This is a genomic window from Haladaptatus pallidirubidus, from assembly GCF_020700235.1.
Classification (GTDB): Archaea; Halobacteriota; Halobacteria; order Halobacteriales; family Haladaptataceae; genus Haladaptatus; species Haladaptatus pallidirubidus.
In genome coordinates this window covers 485,570-507,040 of sequence record NZ_CP085302.1, presented here as the reverse complement: position 1 = coordinate 507,040, position 21,471 = coordinate 485,570, and the positions used below count along the sequence as shown (strand labels likewise).

20 protein-coding genes and 1 pseudogene are annotated in these 21,471 nt (G+C 53.1%); 15 read left to right on the top strand and 6 right to left on the bottom strand.

Annotation, left to right across the window (positions count from 1 at the left end; all coding sequences use genetic code 11):
• Window positions 1-38 precede the first annotated feature (38 nt).
• From LIX15_RS23445 to LIX15_RS23410, 7 genes are all read left to right on the top strand, one after another.
• Entirely contained in the window at window positions 39-2,834 is a 2,796-nt protein-coding gene (locus LIX15_RS23445; RefSeq protein WP_227777201.1) for a PAS domain S-box protein, read from the top strand.
• Window positions 2,835-3,378: 544 nt separating this feature from the next.
• Complete coding sequence (locus tag LIX15_RS23440; protein WP_227777200.1) at window positions 3,379-3,600, top strand: DUF2061 domain-containing protein; 222 nt, start codon at window positions 3,379-3,381, stop codon at window positions 3,598-3,600.
• Window positions 3,601-4,038: 438 nt separating this feature from the next.
• Window positions 4,039-4,281: an SWIM zinc finger family protein gene (locus LIX15_RS23435; RefSeq protein ID WP_227777199.1), complete on the top strand. Its 243-nt coding sequence runs from the start codon at window positions 4,039-4,041 to the stop codon at window positions 4,279-4,281.
• A 553-nt stretch (window positions 4,282-4,834) separates the two neighbouring features.
• On the top strand, window positions 4,835-5,005 hold the full coding sequence (locus LIX15_RS23425) for a nuclear transport factor 2-like protein (RefSeq protein ID WP_227777197.1): 171 nt from the start codon (window positions 4,835-4,837) through the stop codon (window positions 5,003-5,005).
• 5 nt (window positions 5,006-5,010) lie between these two features.
• A complete protein-coding gene (locus tag LIX15_RS23420) occupies window positions 5,011-5,241 on the top strand; it encodes a nuclear transport factor 2 family protein (protein WP_265338438.1) in 231 nt (76 codons plus the stop codon).
• 307 nt (window positions 5,242-5,548) lie between these two features.
• On the top strand, window positions 5,549-5,911 hold the full coding sequence (locus tag LIX15_RS23415) for an SHOCT domain-containing protein (RefSeq protein ID WP_227777195.1): 363 nt from the start codon (window positions 5,549-5,551) through the stop codon (window positions 5,909-5,911).
• Window positions 5,912-6,075: 164 nt separating this feature from the next.
• The gene (locus LIX15_RS23410) at window positions 6,076-6,534 is read left to right on the top strand and encodes a cupredoxin domain-containing protein (RefSeq protein ID WP_227777194.1); all 459 of its coding nucleotides are present in this window, start codon (window positions 6,076-6,078) and stop codon (window positions 6,532-6,534) included.
• An 83-nt stretch (window positions 6,535-6,617) separates the two neighbouring features.
• Here LIX15_RS23410 and LIX15_RS23405 read toward each other — a convergent pair whose 3' ends face one another.
• Entirely contained in the window at window positions 6,618-8,024 is a 1,407-nt protein-coding gene (locus tag LIX15_RS23405; RefSeq protein WP_227777193.1) for an FAD-binding oxidoreductase, read from the bottom strand.
• Window positions 8,025-8,462: 438 nt separating this feature from the next.
• Here LIX15_RS23405 and LIX15_RS34045 point away from each other — a divergent pair, with 438 nt between their 5' ends.
• The 4 genes from LIX15_RS34045 (at window position 8,463) to LIX15_RS23390 (ending at window position 10,497) form a co-directional block, all read left to right on the top strand.
• On the top strand, window positions 8,463-8,636 hold the full coding sequence (locus LIX15_RS34045) for a DUF8118 domain-containing protein (RefSeq protein WP_497007442.1): 174 nt from the start codon (window positions 8,463-8,465) through the stop codon (window positions 8,634-8,636).
• On the top strand, window positions 8,590-9,222 hold the full coding sequence (locus tag LIX15_RS23400; protein WP_227777192.1) for a SprT-like domain-containing protein: 633 nt from the start codon (window positions 8,590-8,592) through the stop codon (window positions 9,220-9,222). Before LIX15_RS34045 ends, LIX15_RS23400 begins: the two co-directional genes overlap by 47 nt.
• Before the next feature lie 217 nt (window positions 9,223-9,439).
• The gene (locus LIX15_RS23395) at window positions 9,440-9,973 is read left to right on the top strand and encodes a DUF7437 domain-containing protein (protein ID WP_227777191.1); all 534 of its coding nucleotides are present in this window, start codon (window positions 9,440-9,442) and stop codon (window positions 9,971-9,973) included.
• On the top strand, window positions 9,970-10,497 hold the full coding sequence (locus tag LIX15_RS23390) for a PIN domain-containing protein (RefSeq protein WP_227777190.1): 528 nt from the start codon (window positions 9,970-9,972) through the stop codon (window positions 10,495-10,497). The genes LIX15_RS23395 and LIX15_RS23390 overlap by 4 nt, the downstream gene beginning before the upstream one ends.
• A 679-nt stretch (window positions 10,498-11,176) precedes the next feature.
• Here LIX15_RS23390 and LIX15_RS23385 read toward each other — a convergent pair.
• Window positions 11,177-11,983 (bottom strand): DUF8081 domain-containing protein, encoded by an 807-nt coding sequence (locus tag LIX15_RS23385; protein WP_227777189.1) that lies wholly within the window; start codon window positions 11,981-11,983, stop codon window positions 11,177-11,179.
• A gap of 191 nt (window positions 11,984-12,174) precedes the next feature.
• Here LIX15_RS23385 and LIX15_RS32965 point away from each other — a divergent pair.
• Window positions 12,175-12,369 (top strand): annotated as a pseudogene (locus tag LIX15_RS32965) (DUF8139 family protein); the annotation flags it as partial.
• A gap of 53 nt (window positions 12,370-12,422) precedes the next feature.
• Here the strand turns inward: LIX15_RS32965 and LIX15_RS23380 are convergent.
• Both LIX15_RS23380 and LIX15_RS23375 read right to left on the bottom strand, forming a co-directional pair.
• A complete protein-coding gene (locus LIX15_RS23380; RefSeq protein WP_227777188.1) occupies window positions 12,423-12,596 on the bottom strand; it encodes a flavodoxin domain-containing protein in 174 nt (57 codons plus the stop codon).
• Between the two features lie 518 nt (window positions 12,597-13,114).
• A complete protein-coding gene (locus LIX15_RS23375; RefSeq protein WP_227777187.1) occupies window positions 13,115-14,257 on the bottom strand; it encodes an aminotransferase class V-fold PLP-dependent enzyme in 1,143 nt (380 codons plus the stop codon).
• A gap of 116 nt (window positions 14,258-14,373) precedes the next feature.
• On the opposite strand from LIX15_RS23375, the gene LIX15_RS33770 reads away from it, so the two are divergent.
• Window positions 14,374-14,583: a serpin family protein gene (locus tag LIX15_RS33770; RefSeq protein ID WP_390184790.1), complete on the top strand. Its 210-nt coding sequence runs from the start codon at window positions 14,374-14,376 to the stop codon at window positions 14,581-14,583.
• A 71-nt stretch (window positions 14,584-14,654) separates the two neighbouring features.
• Here LIX15_RS33770 and LIX15_RS23365 read toward each other — a convergent pair whose 3' ends face one another.
• Entirely contained in the window at window positions 14,655-14,897 is a 243-nt protein-coding gene (locus LIX15_RS23365; RefSeq protein ID WP_227777186.1) for a hypothetical protein, read from the bottom strand.
• Between the two features lie 178 nt (window positions 14,898-15,075).
• Between LIX15_RS23365 and LIX15_RS23360 the strand changes: the two genes are divergently transcribed.
• Together LIX15_RS23360 and LIX15_RS23355 are read left to right on the top strand one after the other, a co-directional pair.
• A complete protein-coding gene (locus tag LIX15_RS23360; RefSeq protein ID WP_227777185.1) occupies window positions 15,076-15,453 on the top strand; it encodes an SWIM zinc finger family protein in 378 nt (125 codons plus the stop codon).
• Between the two features lie 216 nt (window positions 15,454-15,669).
• The gene (locus LIX15_RS23355; RefSeq protein WP_227777184.1) at window positions 15,670-16,602 is read left to right on the top strand and encodes an NAD+ synthase; all 933 of its coding nucleotides are present in this window, start codon (window positions 15,670-15,672) and stop codon (window positions 16,600-16,602) included.
• 133 nt (window positions 16,603-16,735) lie between these two features.
• On the opposite strand, the gene gltB is transcribed toward LIX15_RS23355, so the two are convergent.
• Window positions 16,736-21,256, bottom strand: a complete 4,521-nt coding sequence (gene gltB, locus LIX15_RS23350; protein ID WP_227777183.1) for a glutamate synthase large subunit — start codon at window positions 21,254-21,256, stop codon at window positions 16,736-16,738.
• Window positions 21,257-21,471: the final 215 nt, after the last annotated feature.

Below are 21,471 nucleotides of genomic sequence, written 5' to 3'. Positions count from 1 at the left end.
TGTGCTCGTATATGCCTCAGCGGCGGCGGTGGAGTGATATGACAGTCAAACCTACGGACAAACCGCTGAGAGAATCGTTCTTGGAAGCCACGGAGACAATTCAAGCACTCATCATCGCCGATACGGCAACTGCGTTCAACAACTTGACACAGGTGCTCGAACGTGAGCACGACATTCTAACAACCACTGTCTCTGACACGGTAGACGCGCTAACCTACCTCAACGACCAAGTCGATTGCGTCATCGTTGATCACCACGCCACTGACTCGGGCGGACTATCCTCGCTTGAAGCGATTCGGGCGGCGTATCCAGACTTGACGATTGTGTTCTTCCACGAGAACGAGACGAGTGCTGCGGCGGCGCTGCAAGCGGGAGCCGACCACTGCATTCGTCGTGACGAAGGTCAGACAACAGCACAAGCTTCCCACGTCGCCGCCGTACTTCGCAGAGAACTCCAACGCCGGCATGCCGAACGAACAGCCGAGAACAAAACTGTGTTCGTTCGCGGCGCCCTTGATGCCCTCGATGACGTCTCTTTTGTGTTCGACCTTACTGGCGAGATCGTCCACTGGAATGGGAACCTCACTGAGATATCGGGTTACACCGACGAAGAGATCGCGAATATGACCCCGCTCGAATTCGTGGCCGAGAAAGATACCGAATCTGTCGCAGCAGCGATTGGGCGAACCATCTCGGAGGGGCAGGCGAAGGAGGACGCCGACCTCGTCACGAAATCGGGCGAGTACTGTCCATTCGGGTTCGCGTTCAAACTGCTCGAAGACAACGGTAATGCCATCGGCATTTGTGGTATCGCCCGCGACGTCACCGATAGAAATCACCGGGAAGAAGTACCCAATCGTCATAAGCAGATCGTCGAAGCGATGGGCGACGGTGTATATGCACTTGACGCAGACGAACGTTTCGAGATGGTCAACGACGCGTTCGTCTCGATGACGGGCTATTCGCGGGAAGAACTCCTCGGTGAGCACATTTCGCTGCTCACTGAGGAGGCGGACATCGAAAACGGCCGGGCAGTGGTCAGGGAGCTGTTACACAGCGACAAACGCACGATTGCGACATACGAGATTACCGTGCACACCGCCGCTGATGTGCAGTTTCCATGCGAGATCGCCCTCACGCTGCGCTTCGACGAGATTGGTACGTTCAGCGGAACCATGGGAGTTGTTCGGGATGTTACCGACCGAAACGCACGGAACGAAGAGTTGGAACGTTATGAGACCATCGTCGAAACTGTTCCCGTCGGCGTATTCGTGCTGAGCGAAGACGGAACCATTCTCGCTGGTAACGACAACGCCTGGACAATGGTCGGATATACTGCCGATAAACTGGTCGATGAGCCGTTTCTCACGCTTGTCGAGGCCGGGATTGTAAACGAGAAAGAAGTCGAAGAATATGTCGAATTGGTTCGCAATCTGCTGTCCTCAGAGACCGACCGAGAGACGGGGGCCATTGAAGCGACAATCACGTCTGCCGATGGCCAGACTAAGACCTACTTGGCGCACATTTCGCTGCTTCCCTATGAGGAGGAGTTCCGTGGGACCGTTGGCGTGTTCCAGGACATCACCGAACGAAAGCAGCGCGAGCGTGCACTTCAACGACAGGCCGAACAGCTGCAAACGACGAATCGCATCAATGAGATCATTCGCGACGTTAACCAGGCGCTCGTGCGCGCTTCGACCCGTGAGGAGATCGAGCAGGCAGTCTGTGCAAATCTCGCCGGTGAGGGCGCCTACCGATTCGCATGGATCGGCAAGCAGAACATCGCTGAGGAAAGGGTTGACCCACAAGAATGGGCAGGAATCGAAGATGGCTATCTTGACTCTCGCCCCAGTTCTAAGGTGCGAAACGACGACGATGTAACTGCTGAGACAGCCCTCGAAACGGGTGAAATACAGGTCGTCCAGTCCATCGCCGAGAACCCTGCTTCTCTATCTTGGCGCGAGGCGGCTCTCAAGCGCGGCTACGAGTCGGCGGTCGCCATCCCACTTGTCTACCAAGAACGGCCCTACGGCGTACTTTGTGTCTACTCGCCGCGTCCAAACGGGTTCGACGAGACTGAGCGCGAAGTCCTGACAGAATTCGGCGAAACCATCGCCTACGCCTTCAGTTCAGCTGAGCGGCGGCGTGCACTGATCTCCGACACAGTGATTGAACTCGAGTTTGCTCTGCATGATCGCGATATCTTCACCATCGACCTCACTGCTCGATCAGATTGCCAGGTCACCCTCGACGGTATCGTCGAGCGATCGGATGGCTCGCTCGTCGAATTTGTCACCATCACTGGAACCAATCCTGAAACTGTCCTCGAACTTGCGGCCGATCGCGGGGATCTTGAAGCTTCGCTCGTAAGTAAAAATGAGAACGAGAGCGTCTTCCAATTAGTCTCCGAAGAATCGTCGAGTACGGTGTCACTTGCCGACATGGGTGGAATCATCCGCGAAGGCATCGCGGAGAACGGTGAAGGTCGACTCGTTTTTGAACTCCCTCAGGATGCCAACGTACGAGCTATTGTTGAAGCGATCACAGACCGGTATCCCGACACAGAACTTCTCGCTCAGCGTGAACGTGAGCGTACGAGCACCCGTGGTGCAGAGTTCCGGGCTATGCTTGATAATGCACTCACTGACCGCCAGAACGAGGTACTCAAGACCGCCTACCTCTCAGGCTTCTTCGAATGGCCACGCGATAAAAAGGGCGACGAGATCGCCGCCTCCCTCGATATCTCAGGGGCGACGTTCCACGAGCATATCCGTACTGGTCAGCGAAAATTACTCGAATCGTTCTACGAGAGCGCGTCAACAGGTGGATCGTAGCCCTATACAAACTTCGGCTATTAGCCGACGGAAACAGTACGCCGAGTTCAGATGGATTTTGGCTTTCGTGAACGAACTCAACGAAGTATAAATTCATAAACAGATCAGAGTTTGAACAAACAGATGTATGTTGGCATCGTTCCACCCCCTCCCCCCAGTTGCCTGAGGCACACTAGCTACGACTGGCAGGAGTTTAATATTGCTTTGACGACAACCGATATCTCTCTCTCTATGTTCCCATTATTTGGTGAGCTCGCACTCAAACACGCGCAACTGAATTCAGAACACTGAACGCTTTCTGCCCTTCCGAGAACAAAACGATGGTGACTCAGAGAACTGCGATTGTGACGGCATTGAGGGCTTCCAAGGTAGGGTGTATGTACAAACGGGTCGCAAAGTATTGCCGAACTAATCTCTGTTTCTCTCTTTCACTGAGTTTGGTATCCTAAACTCAGCAAAGAGCTGTTTACTCAGTAGAAGATGAATTCATACTAATCCATCGTAGGTATTTATAAATGGTATATGTGTAATAGAGTATGCCTCAATGATTTGCCGAAATCCTCACCAAAATCGCTGGCGCGTCATTCTGAAGATGATTATTTACCGAGTGCTCATGCTTGCATTGACAACCGGAATTACCTGGCTGCTTGTCGGGAATGTAAATAAAGCACTCAATATCGGCATCGCCATTAGCGCAGTCAAGACGGTAATCTACTATCTATACGAGCGGACGTGGGATCACATCACCCTGAGCATGCCACCATAAGACGAGACTAAAAGCGATTTACTACACCCAAGTGGTGGCTCGTCTACGAGGACTGCGGTTGTCGGATTTTATAGTAAAACTCACCAGATGCATAGCAGCTCATAAATGTTTGAACAGGAAGGGGAGCTAGGAAACTCCTGGCGGGAGACCAAGTTTTCTACGGAATGAGCGGTATGATATTGCACTCAGGACTCGAACCTCTTGAATCGATCCTGGCTGGTTCGCCCTTCACGGGAAGGGCAATCGAGTGAAAGAATCAGTATATTGTAGTCATTTATATTTTCAACTACTTTGGTTATATCTTCCTATGGATGGCTCAATACCGCTGTTCCTTCTCCAAGTCATCCAATACTGAATGGATTTTCCTTCAATGTTGATGCCCCTAGACTCATCAACATCATCAACGAGAGCCACGACAAGCCTGCAGACCACCAGTACGTGGTCTTCATCGACAACATAACCGAGGAACTGCTGGCCTGCACGTGCCCGCATCACGTCCATCGGAACGCCTACTGCAAACACATGGCCGCCGTCGAAACCGCAACCGACGACGGGACGCTCGAGGCCTTCCCATCCAGGGACGACGACGATGCCGAACCCGAAGACTGCGACTGTGACGGCCTCGGTGACTTCCCGTGCTGGCCATGCGTGCGAACGGGACGCAGAGGACTGTCGAACTAACCACTGCTTCAGCCCGGTATTATTTCTTTGACTTCGATTTCTGATCGCCTCAGTAATCAGGAACCAGACTCGTTGAGACTACTCTTTTTGTTCTGCAGTTCGTTCTCACAGCATATGAGCGAAGGCTGTACATATTGTGGGACTGATGTGCATGTGCACGAGCCTGTCTTTGTCGAGGAAGAACAAAGCGGAGAGCGGACCACTATCGGAAAGTTCTGTAATTATGCGTGTTTGGCCCAGTACATCGAGGAGAATGAACTCGAGACGGGCGCATGCTGCCAACTCGATCTCTCTTGACGACTGATTCTGTGTTTTCTTCCAGTGATCGACGGTATCCCTAGTACCTATGGCCTTGCTCGACCAGGCGCGAACACAAGCCACTACAAAACAGGACCTTTGGTTTCATTTCACGATATACTGACTCAACTAAGATTGTAGATCATAATAAGTACATTTGATAGAGTAAGAACGGTGTCAAATCGTAGGAGTGGTATGTTAGCACAGATCTATCTTTATGCTTTTGAGCGACGTACACACTACTTGGTGAAGAGCCATGGCAAGAGCCGCTGCTAAGAGCAATGTCGAACGGGTGCAGCGCGTCTACGACGCGTTCAACGAGGGCGACATCGACACACCGATGGCAACAATGGCCGAGGAGATCGAGTGGATCGAGCCAGAAGGCGACATCTACGGGGAACGTACCACGGTCCTGAGGAAGTCCTAGCGAACGTGTTTACCCCATGTCTTGAGGACTTCGAGGATTTCCAGGTCGACACCGACAAGTTCATTGATGGTGGTGACACGATCGTTGTCCTCGGTACCTTCCGTGGGATGCACAGAACGTCGGGCAAGCCTCTTGATGTCCCCTTTGCGCATGTTTGTGAACTGGAAGACGGTCGGATGACCCGGTTCATCGACTACTTAGACACAGTCCTCTGGCAGGAGACGTACGAGGCGTAATCGGGGCACAGGGTGGCTTAAACCTCGTATCCACCAGAGAACAACCCACTGAATTACTTTTCTCCCGTTTTACGTTTCCACGCGTACAGATGATCCCCGTCATGTTGATTTCGGTGTCACCATCGTTTCGTAGGATGGGTTTGGGCCGCGGTACCGCAGAGTACTACTGTAGAAGGATGCTCTGAAACCCTTCGATTTCGAAAATAACGACTCGGCGGGTGTATGCTGAACAAATTCAGAATTTCCAATACTTGTCAAATGATAGCAAACCACAATCAAGATAAATTCGGACAGTTAACTCTACACTATGGCTACTACGGATACAGAAGATGGTCTTCTTCGGATCGGTCTCATAGTTCTTGCTGTCATCCTTCTGTCCCCAATGTTGATGATGGTGTTCGCCATGCCTATGATGGGGATGATGGGCTGGTGGGGTGGTGGCATGTTCGGAGGTAGATTCTCGCCTCTGTGGGGGATTGGAATGATGCTCGTCTGGTTGGTCATTATTGTGGGTATTGGCTACTTCTTCTACCGCGGTCTCGGTGGTCGCGGTACCACAGGTCACACTGCCGATCCAGCACTCGAAGAGCTCCGGACGGCGTATGCCCGCGGTGAACTCTCAGAAGAGGAGTACATGGAGCGCCATGAACGGCTCCAAATGAGAGAGTGAGGGTACGATGACGCCCACGTCGAACCGTCGGAGTTTTTTAGCCGCCATCGGTGCAACGACAGGGCTTACAGGTTTTTCTGGATGTCTATCCGGCGGTCTGCTTGGAAGTGATAGAGACGTAGACCGGACTCTATATCGGTTCCTATCACTGGGGGTTCGTTCTATTGGACGCCGATGGAAACGAACATGACCAGGTCGTCCTTGACCGCGAAACCGCGGTTCGGCTTGTTGCGTTCAATACCAACGCAGAGCAGGCACTTGACAAACTTCCCTCGACTGTTCAGAACACGATTCCAGAACACCATGAACTAGAAGAACGCAACAAACAGCGGATCCCGCCTCCAAAGAGCGGTAATCTACACACGTTGCTGGAGGAGGCAAATGAGCGATATCCAAACCACTGCGTCGTTGTGATGCCGTCCGGTGGAAACCACATGGGAGGTGGTATGGGGAGTGGGATAATGATGCATCCGCTCGCACTCCCACACAATGCGACGAAGCCGACAGCAGCCACCATGAGGGCTTCTCGGCGAGGAGATTATACTCTTTCTTGCCTGACCTACTGTGGCTACGGGCACCCTTATATGGATCTCGACGGCGCGCTTGTCGTCAGATTCATCTGAACACCCCACACTCTTTTGAATAGATCGTAACTTCGCGTTCTCGCCGTTCATAAACTACCATCTCAACAAATAACGAGAGATGTTCAGCCTGTCGGCTCGATGTTCTGGTTGAGGTGAAAGATGTTGTCGGGGTCGTATTCGGCTTTGATCTCGGCAAGTCGCTGGTAGGTGTGCTCATCATAAGCTTCGCGGACCCGTCGTGCGTCGTCGTCGACATCAAGGAAGTTTACGTAGACGCCCTCTCGATAGGGTCTGAGGGCATTAAAGAATCGACGGGCCCACACAGTCTCCGACTCGGAGAAATCTTCGTCGGGACGCCACACGCCATTGATGTTGATGTTGTGTGGTGCGTTCCGACCGGCGTAGGCGGTAGCGTCGCCAGGGACGCGGCTCACCGCTCCGCCCTGGTGAAATAGCACCGCGTATGAGCGGGGTGACTCCGTCGAGAAAGCGTGGTCGACGAGAACTTCAATCAAATCGTCGGACAGCTCAGGTAGATCGGTCGACTTCCAGTAGTAGTGCCACCCATGGAGAACGGTGCTGTCGAGCCCGCTCTGGTGCGCCACATACGGCTTGGAGGAGACCAAGTCGAGAAGCGGTGTGCCGTGCTCGCGCAGCGGTCGGAGGACGCTTTTACCCTCCCCAACCGGACCCGCGTAGCAGGCGTTGATGGCCACGCCGGGTCGCCAGTGAAGCTCCTCGGGGACGACCGAGAGGGGAGGGATGGTTCCCAACCTGACGACGGTGCCAAGCTCGTCGGGAGCATCCCGAACGAAGTCGCGGTAGAAGCGCAGCGTGGCGGCGGTGTCGTCCGCCGCCCAGAACACGGGGCCGGCGAGCACAGTGGGACCGACAGGGTGGAGGGCAAACTCGAAGGAGGTCACGATTCCGAAGTTTCCACCACCGCCCCGCAACGCCCAAAACAGCTCGGAGTGTTCGTCTTCCGAGGCGCGGATGAGCTCGCCATCGACGGTCACCATATCGGCGGAGAGCAGGTTGTCGACAGTAAGGCCATGCTTGCGCATCAGCCAGCCGATTCCGCCGCCGAGGGTAAGCCCGGCGACGCCGGTGTGGCTGACGATGCCGCCCGGGGTCGCAAGTCCGTGGGCCTGGGTCTCGTGGTCGACGTCACTCCACAGGGCACCGCCCTCTACCCGGGCGGTGCGCGCGCGTGGATCGACCCATATGGCCCGCATCGATGAGAGGTCTATGACGATGCCGTCGTCGCAGACGGCGGTGCCGGCGACGTTGTGGCCGCCGCCGCGCACCGCGATTTCGAGGTCATATTCGCGGGCGAAGCGGACCGCATTCGCAACATCGGCGGCACCGGAACACTCGACGATGAGGGCCGGGTACTTGTCGATCATTCCGTTCCAGACCGTACGAGCCTCGTCATAGCCCTCGTCGTCGGGCTGGATCAGGTTGCCCCGGAGCGTTTCTCGGAAGTCTTTGATGGCTGTTCGATCAGCGTAACCTTCCGTTGGGGTCATTATAGCCTCCGTCTCGTATCTCTCTCGACACCCCTTCGGTTCCAACTCCGAACACAGAGAGCGTTACCTGATCTACTACCCCAACAGTGTTAAATGACACCATGGACCAAAGAATGCTGGATATATTCTCTGCACGTATCGTTCGGTGGCGGTCGCAGGAGTGGTGTCTGATGAGTTGGTAGACAAGATATCTCCGTCCCCCCAGCCCCGAAGAGAAGTCACCGCGCTATTCTATACACTATCTCCGAACGTTAGTTGTCCACCAATCGTTGACGCACTCCCCGATTGCGGTAGAGGTGTGGGAACCGTTCTATGACACGCTCTCAACGGGACTAGTTACTGTGTCACCCTTCACTGATGCACAGAACAACAGCTCTACGCGGCGTTTGATGGCAACTTGATGTCGGACTACAGCATGGGGTACAACTAGCGGTCTACATCGACGGGGACCTGACGACAGGACGCTCAACGCCTTTCCCATCGGACGACGAGCATATCTGTGGCCCGTACACTGGCTACGACAAGTACGGCAGCGTCGACCATACCTACTGGACGTGTGAGGACTGTGGCGCGGGAGCCACCCGGAAGGGCGCACTCACCGACTGCTGGTAACCCACTCACTTTTTCATTTGTGTCATGCCAAACGACGCTGGCCGATGTTATCCAGCGAACGCTAACCAAGTGTGCAGATACGACCGAACTCGCAGAGACACCGACGACTGACCGCAACCTGCTCGACCGGGCGCAAGTACACGCGGCGGACGTCGCGGCTGAGCATTCCTCCAACCTGCCGGTTGAGGCGATTACGTGGAAGGTGTCCCACCGGGCGAAACGGCAGGCAGGCACGAAGTACGACCCGACAACAGAGGCAATCACGATTGCGCTGACCTGGACTCCCGACGAACACCACGGGTGGGAGCAATTCAGTTCGACGGTGTGCCACGAACTCATTCACGCCTGGCAGTACCACGAGTTCGGCAAGGCAGATCACGGCGCAACGTTCACCCGCTGGACAGACCGCCTCAACACTTCGCAGCACTGCGAACGCTTCACGACACCAAAGTGGTGGCTTGTTTGCGAGAACTGCGGCGGTCGGATTGCCCGCTATCGACGCTCGAAAATCGTCCGCAACCCGGAACAGTACAGCTGTGGTGAGTGCGGTGGGTCAATCCACGTTGAGGAGGACGATGGTCATTAACTAATTCTCGTTTAAGTGGTTCTCGCGATAAGGAATAGATACGAGGAAGATTTTCACGGACTACTACTTTCTGCGTGAGTGAGTTCCATCGTTCCTACTTCGCGTATAAATCCTGCGTAGGTTAGTAGCTCATACTAACGCCCTATAACGTCATCTTCCACTGTAACGCAACCCAAGCGGAAGAGCTATTATGAGTTATGCATAATTCATAACTACGATGGCACAGTCTGCTGCCTCCACCAATTCGATACCAATTGCGCAACTCCAAACAGTGGTCGAACTACTGGAGAATTCAACACTGGCGCGAATCTATACCTATGCACTCCGGTCTGACGGTGCTACTGTCGCGGACTTCGTCACCGAACTCGACATTCCGCAGGGCACCGCCTACGACTACGTCCGAAAACTCGAGGCTGCAGGACTACTGATGAAGCGGGAAGACGACCGCCCCTACGAATTCGAAGCCGAATCACTCTCACTCACACTGACGACAGACGGCGAGACGCGAACCATCACAGACGAACTTGTAGACGCCGCCGCACGCCGCACAGAAAACGAGGATATCGACGTCTACATTGACCGGCATGGTATCGATGGCCTCGCAACTGCCCTGGAGTATGCTCGTGAGTTCGTGGATGGCACTGTCAATCATCGAATCATGGCTCGCGAACTGGATCTTTCGCCACTCGAAGCCGAGATTATCTTACAAGCTCTCGAACCAGTCATCCGTGCCCACTCTGACGACGAATGACGACGTACATCGCAGACACGGGTGTCTTCGTTCGGTGTGGTGGCCCAGACAACGAGAAGTATCAACGGCTTCGCCGCGCTGTCCGACAAGCTGGTGTCTCGCTGCTCGTCCCTCGTCGCGTGTATGAGGAACTCGGTGGCGATCCTGACGACGAAGCGTATCCATCGAGCAACAGTCGTTGGCAAGAGGGAGTTGAGGAGGGATGGATCCAAATTGCCGATGAACTAGACTACACCAATTCACGAGTATCGCGGGTGATGGATGCGGCTCGACGGTTTATTGCGAACGACACGGACCGCCCTGAGGATACAATCGAAAAGACGGATACTGCACTTATTGGCCTCGTAGCACAGCTCTTTGACACAGGTCAAGCAAGCTCCGTTGTCTTGCTGACCACGGACAAACCAGCAGGACGGGCTGCAGAATCACTGCTTCCCAGCCATGGGTTCACAAACGACGTTGAATATCGGTATGCCAGTGTCGAATTCCTTGAGACAATCACTGCAGACGAGTTCAACGACTAAGGAATAGACCATTTACCAAGTGGACAGTCGGCCGGCAGAAACAGTGCCCACCCTGACGTGAAACACCCCGTCTTTCAAGTGAAATTAAGCCTCACAAACAGTCTACACCAGCCACCCTGACAGTCCACTACTAGCACACCACATTTCCGGAGTAAATCATCAGGACACTACCGGGAGTCGCTTTCTCCTTCCACAATCACTCTTGCCCCCATAGACAGTCCCATTGACTCACTCTCAGTGACAGTCCCATTGCTGATTCACGGAAGACAGTCCATTGGCCTATGCCCATCCACTTCACAACTTGTCACAGCACACTGGACAGTCCCTCCCGTCGTTACCGGATATGACCATCTCCCGCTGGGACCTGGATGACAGTCCCACAGGCTGCGACATTACTACATTCTGTTGTGCTGGTCGGTAATGGACAGTCCAGAATCCCTCTGTTCCACCTCAAGGTTGGCTGCGCTCATCTCCCGTGGACAGTCTGGTAGTGTTTTACTACTTCCATTCGCACATTCATTGATACCTCGGTGTCTCTCCGATTGGCACCCCCAGTATAGCACCCGTGTTGGCACCCCACTATCGTGGCTCATCGGCTTTTTTCTTCCTGTCCAGGTAGCTGGACTGTCAGAACTCGTTGCTCTTGGTGACTGTCCTGTGCTGTCTTACAACCAGAAAGTCATTCCGCTGGTGTTACCTCGTTGATCCGAAGTGAATACTGCTCGGGCAAATCCTCAATCCTCACCCGGATCTTCAGCACTCGCTCTTGTGCTGTCAATTCCTCCATCACCACACCCTGAGACCGCTCGAACGACGCATTACCGGTCTTGATCTCACAGTAGTACCTCGCCAGCACACAGCCATCCCACCCATCCGCTGCCCGAACGATACAGTCGGGTGTCCACCGTTTTTCGCCGTCTGGATGGTCAACCGAGATCGGCCTCCCACTCTTGATCTCCAGGGCTAGCCCAGACTCTAGCTCACGATCATCGACCTCCAGATCTTGCCGAACAAAGTAGTAGAGAGCGTGGGGTTTCGGAGCGCTCGTCAAAATAGCCTCGCCAAGCGCCCCGTAGAGATTCGCACCAACATCGAACGTCCATGTCTCACCATCAGTTGCAGCTGGTTTCGTAATCGATGGCGTGTGATCAGCAAGAAGATAGGCATCCACATCGCGCGGGTCGTTTGCCGGTGCAGCCTGAATCCGCAGTGACCCATCGCCTGCCGATAGCTGACTTGCATACGCTCCGGCATGGGCCCTTGATCCAAAGTCGAGAGTACGACCATGTGTCGTGATGATTTCCGAGATCGTGGTGTTTACCTCGATGGCATTGTCTTTCACTTCGACAGTGAACCCCGTTCGGTCACCCGGCGTGATTGGTTCAGCGGTGTATTCGTCACTTGTTGTCTCATCCTCCGATGACCGATTCACGAGACTCCCCTTGTCGAATTGTAGTTGCACCGTGTCTGGCTCAGGATCGGGCATTGGGTCGATTTTGTCACCTCTTCATCTAAAGAAATTCGTCGATGGTTTCAGAAGTATCCTTGTTGGGTTGACCTCATCATCACACATCCCGAGACGAAACTTGACGGTTACAGACGAGACCTCCGAGGGACAATGATAGTTGGAGATACGTTCAATTCTGCGAGTGACCCCTACCAACTGGGCGATACGTACAGGTCTACGTCTCAGAGACTGATCCCGATAGCGAACACCATGGGAAAGAAGGCATCATCATGGACATCCTGCAGGACAATCTCGGAGACGAGACTGGGCGCGAACTAGACTCCTATAGCTACCGCATCGAAACCGATGGTGGGGAAATTGATGTCTGGTTCCGGCATCGTGATTTGGTACCGGTATCACAGTAATCAATTACCGATACTCCACTGCAATGGGCGATAACGAACCCAAACCAACGTGGCTAGAAATCCGAGATGCACTCGAAGTCAGCGAGGACCGCCTTCTCAGTGCTGATCTCCTTCACATTGACCGTCGTTGTTTCGCGACCATTCGCGGTGAGCCTGTTGGCGATGTGGTCAGCTACTTTCGCGGTTTGTCCTTCACCAGTGGCGTAGCAGACGAGGATGGAAGCCATGGTTGCTCAGTTCCACATAAGATTGCGGCATCGATAACCCCGTAAGGTCTTTCTACAGACATCAGAAATAGAACGTGAACTGGTAAATGTCCTCCAAGAATTTTCTAATGAGCTTTTTTTCATTTTCGGTAGCGAGTTGAGCAGATGAATCGACACAAAAACGTGTGGAAGCCTGAAAACCCGCCATCATCAGCATACCCCGAAGCCTCTGAGTAGTCGCTGCCTACTACTGGTATGTGGTAGTATATAACAAATACTCTATAAATGTGCATTGGTACCATGGGGCCAAGCAATTCAGCATACAAAATTCGACTATTTCTACTACTCCAGTTGCTTTTCTGGATAGGAATTCTCTTCTTTGTCTGGATGATCGCAAGTACAGTAGTTTAGGTAAATTCGATAATTTTTGCAATTCTCAATAGATATTACCACAGCATTAGTACTGAGGATGATGCCGCACGTCACTACCAATAGTCAGGTCACTATCTCGATAGCGATTCGTTTGCGCTCGGTGGCTATCAGCGACCTTCCAGAATCTCCTTGAATTGCTCAATTGCGTACTGGATGTCGGCTTCCGTGTTGTAAATATGGGGTGAGACCCGAATCAACCCCGATCGGATGCTGACCTCGATTGGCCTGGACAGATTCTGGAGGCGCCGTTCGATCTCAGCACCCTCCATATCATCGACGGAGAACGTAAGGCGAGATCCTTCAGTTCCCGGCGTAATGATTTCTGTCCCTTCGATGTTGCGTACTTCCTGGCGCAACATTGTGACCAACTCCCGATTGTGATCGTAGATGTTCTCGATCCCAATCGTTCGCAAGTACTTGATTGATTCTGCCATGGCGAGTTTGACGTCGTAGGCACTCGTGCTGTACTCGAACTTTCGTGCTGCGGGTGCATACGTGAGGGTCGTGGCATCAAGATTCCACATCTCCTCGACTGACCGCCAGCCCACGAAGGCGGGCTCAAGGTCTGTCCGAAGATCTTCATCGATATATGCTACTGCCGCACCGAAGGGAGCGAGCAACCATTTGTAACTCCCAGTGATATAGACGTCCACGCCCATCTCCTGGAGGTCTAACGGGAGGTATCCTGCAGCCTGAATGCCATCGACGACTACAATCGCCCCCATCTCATGCGCGTGTTCGATGATGCGTTGGAGGTCGAACCGCTGACCCGTGAGGTACTCCACATGACTCAAGACGACGACCGCAGTGTCTGCGGTAATTCGACTGAGCAACGTTTCCTCTGGAACAATCCAGTTTTCGGATTCGACGAGTACCACGTCTAAATCCTGGGTTCGGGCAATACGTATCCAGGGATAGGTGACACTGGGGAATTCGACGTCTGTCGAGATAATCGTCCCATTCCCCAAATCGAGACTCCACGCGATTACGTTGAGCGCCTCCGTCGTACTACTGAAAACGGCAACGTCGTCAGGAGCGCAGCCGAACAGGGCTGCACTTTCCTCTCGCAGATTGTCGTAGACCATCGCCTCCCGTTGTTCGTTTAGTTCCCTCGTGCCCCCGCGGGCGATGTCCGCGAAGATCTCCGTCGCCGTTTCGATGACTGGTTCCGAGACGAGCCCGATATTCGCTGCATCGAGGTACGCAACGTCCTCCGTGAGGGCAAAATCCTCTTTGAAATCGTCTCTCATCCTCAGTCCCTGTTCGGAACCTATACCGAGAAGGAAGAGTATATAGTTTCGCCTAGGATATTGTTCTCTCACCATCCAAGAATTACAACAGATACGAATGGGCGTAGTTTGAAAAGATGGCAAGTGGACGCTTGAAAAGGAATGAAATGGCGTGTATAACATCTGTGAGCGCGGCTACCTCAGAGGTACGAGCGTCATCGGCAGCACTCCATCCATTCGAGATGACCGTTGATCGGCCATTCTGCTTTTTGATTCGCAACCGACCCACTGACCCCGTGCTCTTCCTCGGACGTGTCGTCGATGCGAACGCCGCTCGGCCCGACTGATGAACCGATAGGGAGGAAACCACTGCCCTGGGATTCACGATCGTTGCTGCGGAAACACATTAGAGCGTCCGCTATTCCTCCGGAATCCACCAGATAACAACCCGCGGACTCAACTTCCCACGCTCAACCTCTCCATTCTCCTGTAACTCTTCAAGCCGTCGATGAGCGGACGGTCGCTCAATCTCAACCGTATCTGCGACCCACCGAGCGGTCACCGCCGGAAACTCCGACTCACGCATCGCCGTCAGAATATCATCGTCAGTCGTTTCCTCAGCAAATTGACCACGAGTATCGCGTTCTCTCTCGTTTGTCATCGTAGTCGTCAGTTCATTATCCATCATCTTAAATCCATACACTACATAGTACATCGATGGTTTTATTGCCATGTATTACATAATACTTGGAGGAAGAACGGTGCCCTCGGGCGTGTTGAAACGCACCGGGTGTACCAGCACCCGGCACCGGTCTTCCAAAATGCAGTCTGGAAAGACCATGAGTACGAAATCGCCTAGTGAACTTGAAGCTGACGAGACGGCACAGAAACGCGCACAGGCCGAACAGTTCTCCTTCGACGTCGATGCCCCCGGAATGGTCGACGTCACCACCGAGAGCCATGAGAACCCCGCAAACCACCAATACACCGTCTCCATCGACGACGTAACCAACGAACTGATGGCCTGCACCTGCCCGCACCACGTATTCTGCAAACACATGGCTGCCGTCGAAAACGCAACCAACGACGGCACGCTTGAGGCCTTCCCCTCGGAGGACGACAAAGATGCCGACCCAGAAGACTGCGACTGTGACGGCCTTAAGGGGTTCCCATGCTGGCCATGCGTGAGAATAGGGCGTAAAGAACTGCCGAACTAATCACCACGTTAGATCCTTTCGAACTAAAACACTGATGCTTGAACACAGTTTTATTTATAATGATATATAAATTTATAGGTTTGTGGAAAGGTTCGGATGATAGCACTGATCGATTAATACGCAGACGATCGACATAGGTAATATTATTTATTAAAGGGGAACTCCTAAATAGCAGGTCAATAAACAGAAAAAACATAATACAGTGATCGTTTGGCCATGCTTTCAAGCAAAATTGACACAAACAATGAAAAAAGACCTCGCGTTGGTGATGGGAAATTTTTGTACAGTTCTAGCGAGCTAGAGGTCGTTCGTTCCGAGATTCTCTCGTTCATTAGAACCAGAGTCGCTGACGTGGATGTACAAGGAGTGATCGTACCGATGAGTGGGGGTATTGACTCGACGCTCACTACAATCTTGGCGGTTGAAGCGCTCGGAAGCGACCGCGTACTTGGACTGGGACTTCCGTGGACGAAAACTGATGGGTTTCATCAGACTGAGGCTCAAACGATGGCGGATGGACTAGGAATTGAGTTTCATGAAATACCACTTCAACCAATTCTCGAAGTATTCGAGGACATCGTTACTCCTACAATTCCTACAATTGAAACTAACGATAGAAGTGATTCAATTGGAAACGTAGTCGCACGGTTACGGATGGTCTGTACGTACTATGCGGCAAATGCACAGTCTCGGCTTGTCTGTGGGACGGCGAATCGATCTGAACTCTTGCTTGGATACTTTACTAAATATGGAGATGGTGGCGCCGATCTATATCCACTCGGTGATCTGTACAAAACAGAGGTTCGAGCGTTAGCCAGTCATATTGGACTTCCTCGGCGGATCATCAACAAAGCTCCGACAGCAGGATTACGCCCCGGACAAACTGATGCAGAGGATCTCGGTGCCACCTACCGTATTATTGATCCTCTCTTACAGCGGATAGTTGATCGAGGTGAACGAGTTAGAACTGCTGCTAATGCCCTCAATGTTGATATGAATACCGCTGAGCGCATCGCATCACTATTCATTGAGACGGTGCACAAACGGACTGTCCCACCATCCCCTGGAATCAGTACACCTTGGGGCAACCGCTCGTCATATCCAACTCAACAACCCGAAGAAGAGCGCTACTTGTACGAAGAACAGTAATGGTAATGGTCAATAATCGGTTGATCAAGCAGACGTGAAATCTTAGGAAAAACCTGATTATGGAAATCGACGGACTCCAACCCCTTCCCTATTGAGTTAAAAGATCACAGGGGAATCTCTAAGGTAATTTCAATTAATCTGTTCCGCTTATCGTCATGACTGTCCTCTCACTCTTTCGATCGCTCGCCCGCGGTGGTGGGGAGTCCCGTACATCCTCACGACCCTCTTCGGTCACAGCCCGCTCGTATGCCTCCGGCATCACTTTCATAAACGATGTCAACGCGGATTCCCAATTCGCTAGCAATTCTGCGGCCCGAGCACTGTCGGTGTACGCTGCATGGTTCTCTATAAGCCTGCGGAGGATGCGTTCATCACGCTCTGACAGATCGTCAGTTAGCCGTACTATTCCCTTGTTGACCTTACTCGTGAAGTCTCCGTGTTCGTCCCAGACGTATGCGATGCCTCCGCTCATCCCTGCAGCGAAGTTAATACCTGTTTGGCCTAGTACTGCGACGACACCGCCGGTCATATATTCGCAGCCGTGGTCGCCAACACCCTCGACAACTGCCTTCACACCGGAGTTGCGAACCGCGAATCGTTCACCCGCAACACCATTGACATAGGCTTCACCACTGGTCGCACCGTAGAGCGCGACATTACCCACGATACTGTTTTCTGCGGGGTTATAGCCTGCGGATTCAGGGGTCGAAATGGCAACGCGTCCACCGGATAATCCCTTGCCGAGATAATCGTTGGCCGCACCGGAGAGGTAGAAGTCTACGCCCGACTGAAGAAAGGCAGCGAAACTCTGGCCAGCTGTGCCTTGGAATGAGCATGAGAGGGTTCCATCTGACAGCCCTGGCTCACCGTACTTCTCGGAGATCCGACCAGAGAGCATTGCCCCCACTGCACGATCCTTGTTGCTAATTTCGATCTCGAGTTCCACCGGGGTATCATCCACGATCGCTGGCTCAGCGGCTTTAAGCAGGTCTCGGTCAAGATGGTCGTCTATTTCGTGGGTTTGTTCGCAGGTCTTAGTTCGGGCGTCTCCTTCGGGGTTGGGATCAGTGAGGATCGCCGAAAGGTCAAGTCCACGGGCTTTCGGGTGATCAGTTTTGCGCTGTCTGAGGTACTCGACCTGTCCGATCATTTCCTCGACTGTACTGAAGCCGAGGTCGGCCATGATCTCTCGAAGTTCTTGCGCAATGAACGTCATGTAATTGACAACGTGGTCAGGTGTGCCAGGGAACCTAGCTCTAAGATCCTCGTCCTGGGTAGCAACACCGACTGGACATGTGTTTTTGTGGCATTGGCGAGCCATCACACACCCCGAAGTGACAAGGCTGACGGTACCAAACACATATTCTTCTGCGCCGAGTAGGGCCGCGACTGCCACGTCCCGGCCAGTTTTCAAACCACCATCGACACTCACCCGGATTCGCGAACGAAGATCAGTCTTTCGGAGCATTTGGTTGGCTTCCGCAAGGCCAAGTTCCCACGGTAGACCCGCGTGCTTGATAGAGGTGCGCGGACTCGCACCGGTTCCACCAGAATGCCCTGAGATGTGAACGACATCCGCATTGGCCTTTGCTACCCCCGCCGCAATAGTTCCGATGCCGTCTTCCGAGACCAACTTGACGTTGATGTCGGCATCGGGATTCACAGTTTTGAGGTCGTGAATAAGTTGTTTGAGATCCTCAATGGAGTAGATATCGTGCTGGGGAGGCGGTGAGATGAGACCCACGCCGGGCGTCGAACACCGGACATGTGCGATCATCTCGTTTACTTTTTTGCCGGGGAGATGGCCCCCCTCGCCAGGCTTCGACCCCTGGGCCATCTTGATTTGAAGCTCCTCAGCACTCGAGAGATAGGTGCTGGTGACCCCGAATCGTCCGGAGGCAACTTGTTTGACGTTGCATTCCTTCTCAGTCCCGAATCGTTCGGGGGGTTCACCACCCTCTCCTGTATTAGACTTCGCGCCGAGTCGATTCATCGCGATGGCATTATTCTCATGAGCTTCTGGGGAGAGCGACCCGAGACTCATCGCGGCAGTCGAGAACCGCTTTACGATACTCTTGACAGGCTCTACCTCTTCAATGGGAATCGACTGTTGTTCTTCGATATTGAATTCGAGCAGGCCTCGAAGCGTCTGGAGGTTGCCGTTTTGGTCGTTTATGGCGTCGGCGAACTCGCCGTATGTGTCATAATCGTCTTGGCGGACTGCTTGCTGGAGCGTGCCAACAGTCTTAGGATTCCACTGGTGAAGTCGGCCATCTGAACGATGTTCGAACTCTCCCTGCCGTTCAGGTTCAGGGTCGTCGGCGTAGGCTTGTGCGTGGCGCTCACGCAGCTCCGTCTCTAATTCCTCAATGCCGACGCCCTCCGTACGCGCAGGAGTGCCTTCGAAGTATTCAGCCACAAAGTCAGAGTTGAGTCCTACTGCCTCGAAAATTTGAGCTCCCTGGTAACTCTCGACCGTCGAGATACCAATCTTGGACATGGTCTTGAGCAGGCCATCTTCGAGCGCATGGATGTATGCCTCGATGGTTTTCTCCTCATCTGCTCCATCCGACCCAGCTACGAGGTCTGCGATACTTTGAAACGCGAGGTAGGGATTAACTGCACCTGCGCCGTAGCCCATAAGACAGGCAAGCTGATGAACTGTCCGAGGTGCGCCCGATTCTACTACAAGTCCAGTATGAGTTCGTAGGCCTTCGCGGACGAGATAGTGGTGAACTGCGCCTGTAGCGAGTAGACTTGGGATAGCGAGGTGACCTTCGTCAACTTGGCGATCTGAGAGAACTAGGATTTCGGCTCCACTCTCAACTGCTTTGCGAGCCTCCCGCCGAATGCGTTTAATTGCGATTTCGAGATCGGAGCCGGCAGGATAGGTGAGATCCACAGTTTCAACGGGAATCTCGTTCTGGTCTTTCACTATAGCGATCTCGGCGTCGGTCAGTACCGGTGAGTCAAGGACGAGTTGACGGGCGTGAGCAGGCGACTCAGAGAGGAGGTTACGTTGTCTGCCGAGACGGCTTTCCAAGCTCGTCACACAGTCTTCGCGGAGATAGTCGATTGGCGGATTCGACACCTGTGCGAATAACTGCTTGAAGTATGAGAATAGCGGGCGGTTAAACGCCGAAAGAACTGAGAGAGGCGTATCGTCACCCATCGACCCGACTGGATCTTTTCCCTGCTTAGCCATCGGTTCGAGTAAGTTATCCAACTCATCGTGCGTATAGCCGAAAGTGGTCTGCAGTGCTCGGAGATCTTTGTCTTTATCTCGAATTGTGGAACCTGAGATAGTCTCAAGTTCGATCTGCTCAGCTTCAACCCACTTGCCGTACTGCTCATCAGTGAGGTCGTCAAAAATCTCGGCATCAGGGATGATGCGGCCCTCCTCGGGATCGGCCAAAAAGAGTTGGCCGGGTTCCAGTCTACCTCGTTCGCGAACCTCGTTCTCAGGAATGTCGAGTGCCCCGACCTCGCTGGCCATTACAAGACGGTTGTCGGTTGTTAAGTCATATCGGCATGGACGGAGGCCATTCCTATCTAGTACTGCGCCGACACGCTCGCCGTCGGTCGCTGCCACGAGTGCCGGACCATCCCATGGTTCAAGCAGTGAGGCGTGGAAGTTATAAAATTCCTTGCGTGTTGCACTCATATGGTTGTCTTTTCGCCATGCTTCAGGAACCATCATCCGAAGTGCGTGGGGGAGTTCCCGACCGCTCTGTAAAAGGAGTTCGAGAGTGTTGTCTACCACGGCAGTATCACTTCCCTCAGGGTCGGCGATCACAGGTGTGACACGCTGGGGATCAAACTCGTCGGTGTCGAGGTCAGTCTCCCGAGCCCGCATCCAATTGATGTTGCCCTGAATGGTGTTGAACTCTCCGTTATGAATCACTCGGCGGTATGGGTGTGCGAGGTGCCACGCGCCGAGGGTGTTGGTTGAGAATCGGGCATGAACCATAGCAAACGTCGTCGTGAGGCGGTCGTCGCGGAGATCAGGAAAGTAATTCGACAGTTGCTCGCCTTTGAGCAGTCCCTTGTAGACGACGGTTTGGCGATTGAGCGAGCAGACGTAAAACCGCTCAGTGCCGTCGTTTTTAGCCTCTTTAATCGCTTGTTCCAACGTACGGCGGGCAACGTAGAGCCTCCGGTCGAAGACCTGTGAGTCAAGATGATCGTTGGCTTGGACGAAACACTGCCAGATGGCTGGTTCAGATTCAAGTGCTGTTCGTCCGAGATCGTCATTATTTGTTGGTACGGGGCGCCAGTGGAATATATTGAACCCTTCATTTGCCAGCATTTCCTCAGCGAGGCGCTGAAGTTCAATTCGCTTAGTCTCTGATTTCGGTAAGAAAACAGTTCCGACTGCATATTCGTCAGACGGGGGGAGTTCTACTGGTATCTCATCGGCGAAGAATTCATGTGGTATCTGAAATAAGACCCCTGCGCCATCCCCGGTGTTCTCTTCCGCGCCGGTTGTACCCCGATGTTCGAGATTTTCGAGGAGATTAAGTCCATCAGCTAGTATATCATGACTCTCACTCCCAGCGAGATCCATGACCACGCCGACACCACAGTTGGATTGCTGATCGTTTGGGGAAGCAAGTAGGTGTTGATCCTCGGAGTCCTGTATGTAATCGGTCATGAGTGAATCATTTCCAAGCGACTACAAGAGGCTAACCCTGAATTGCTAAATGTATATTAATGCCATTATAGGAAAATAGATTAACCTTATACTCATAGTATGGTCGAAGAGGACTGCAGTTTTATGAACAATAGTGTTCTGTACAACCTGGCAAAAGACAACACAAGAAAGCTATTGTTCCTACTGCAGTACAAGATAACTTTGAGTTGGCTCGA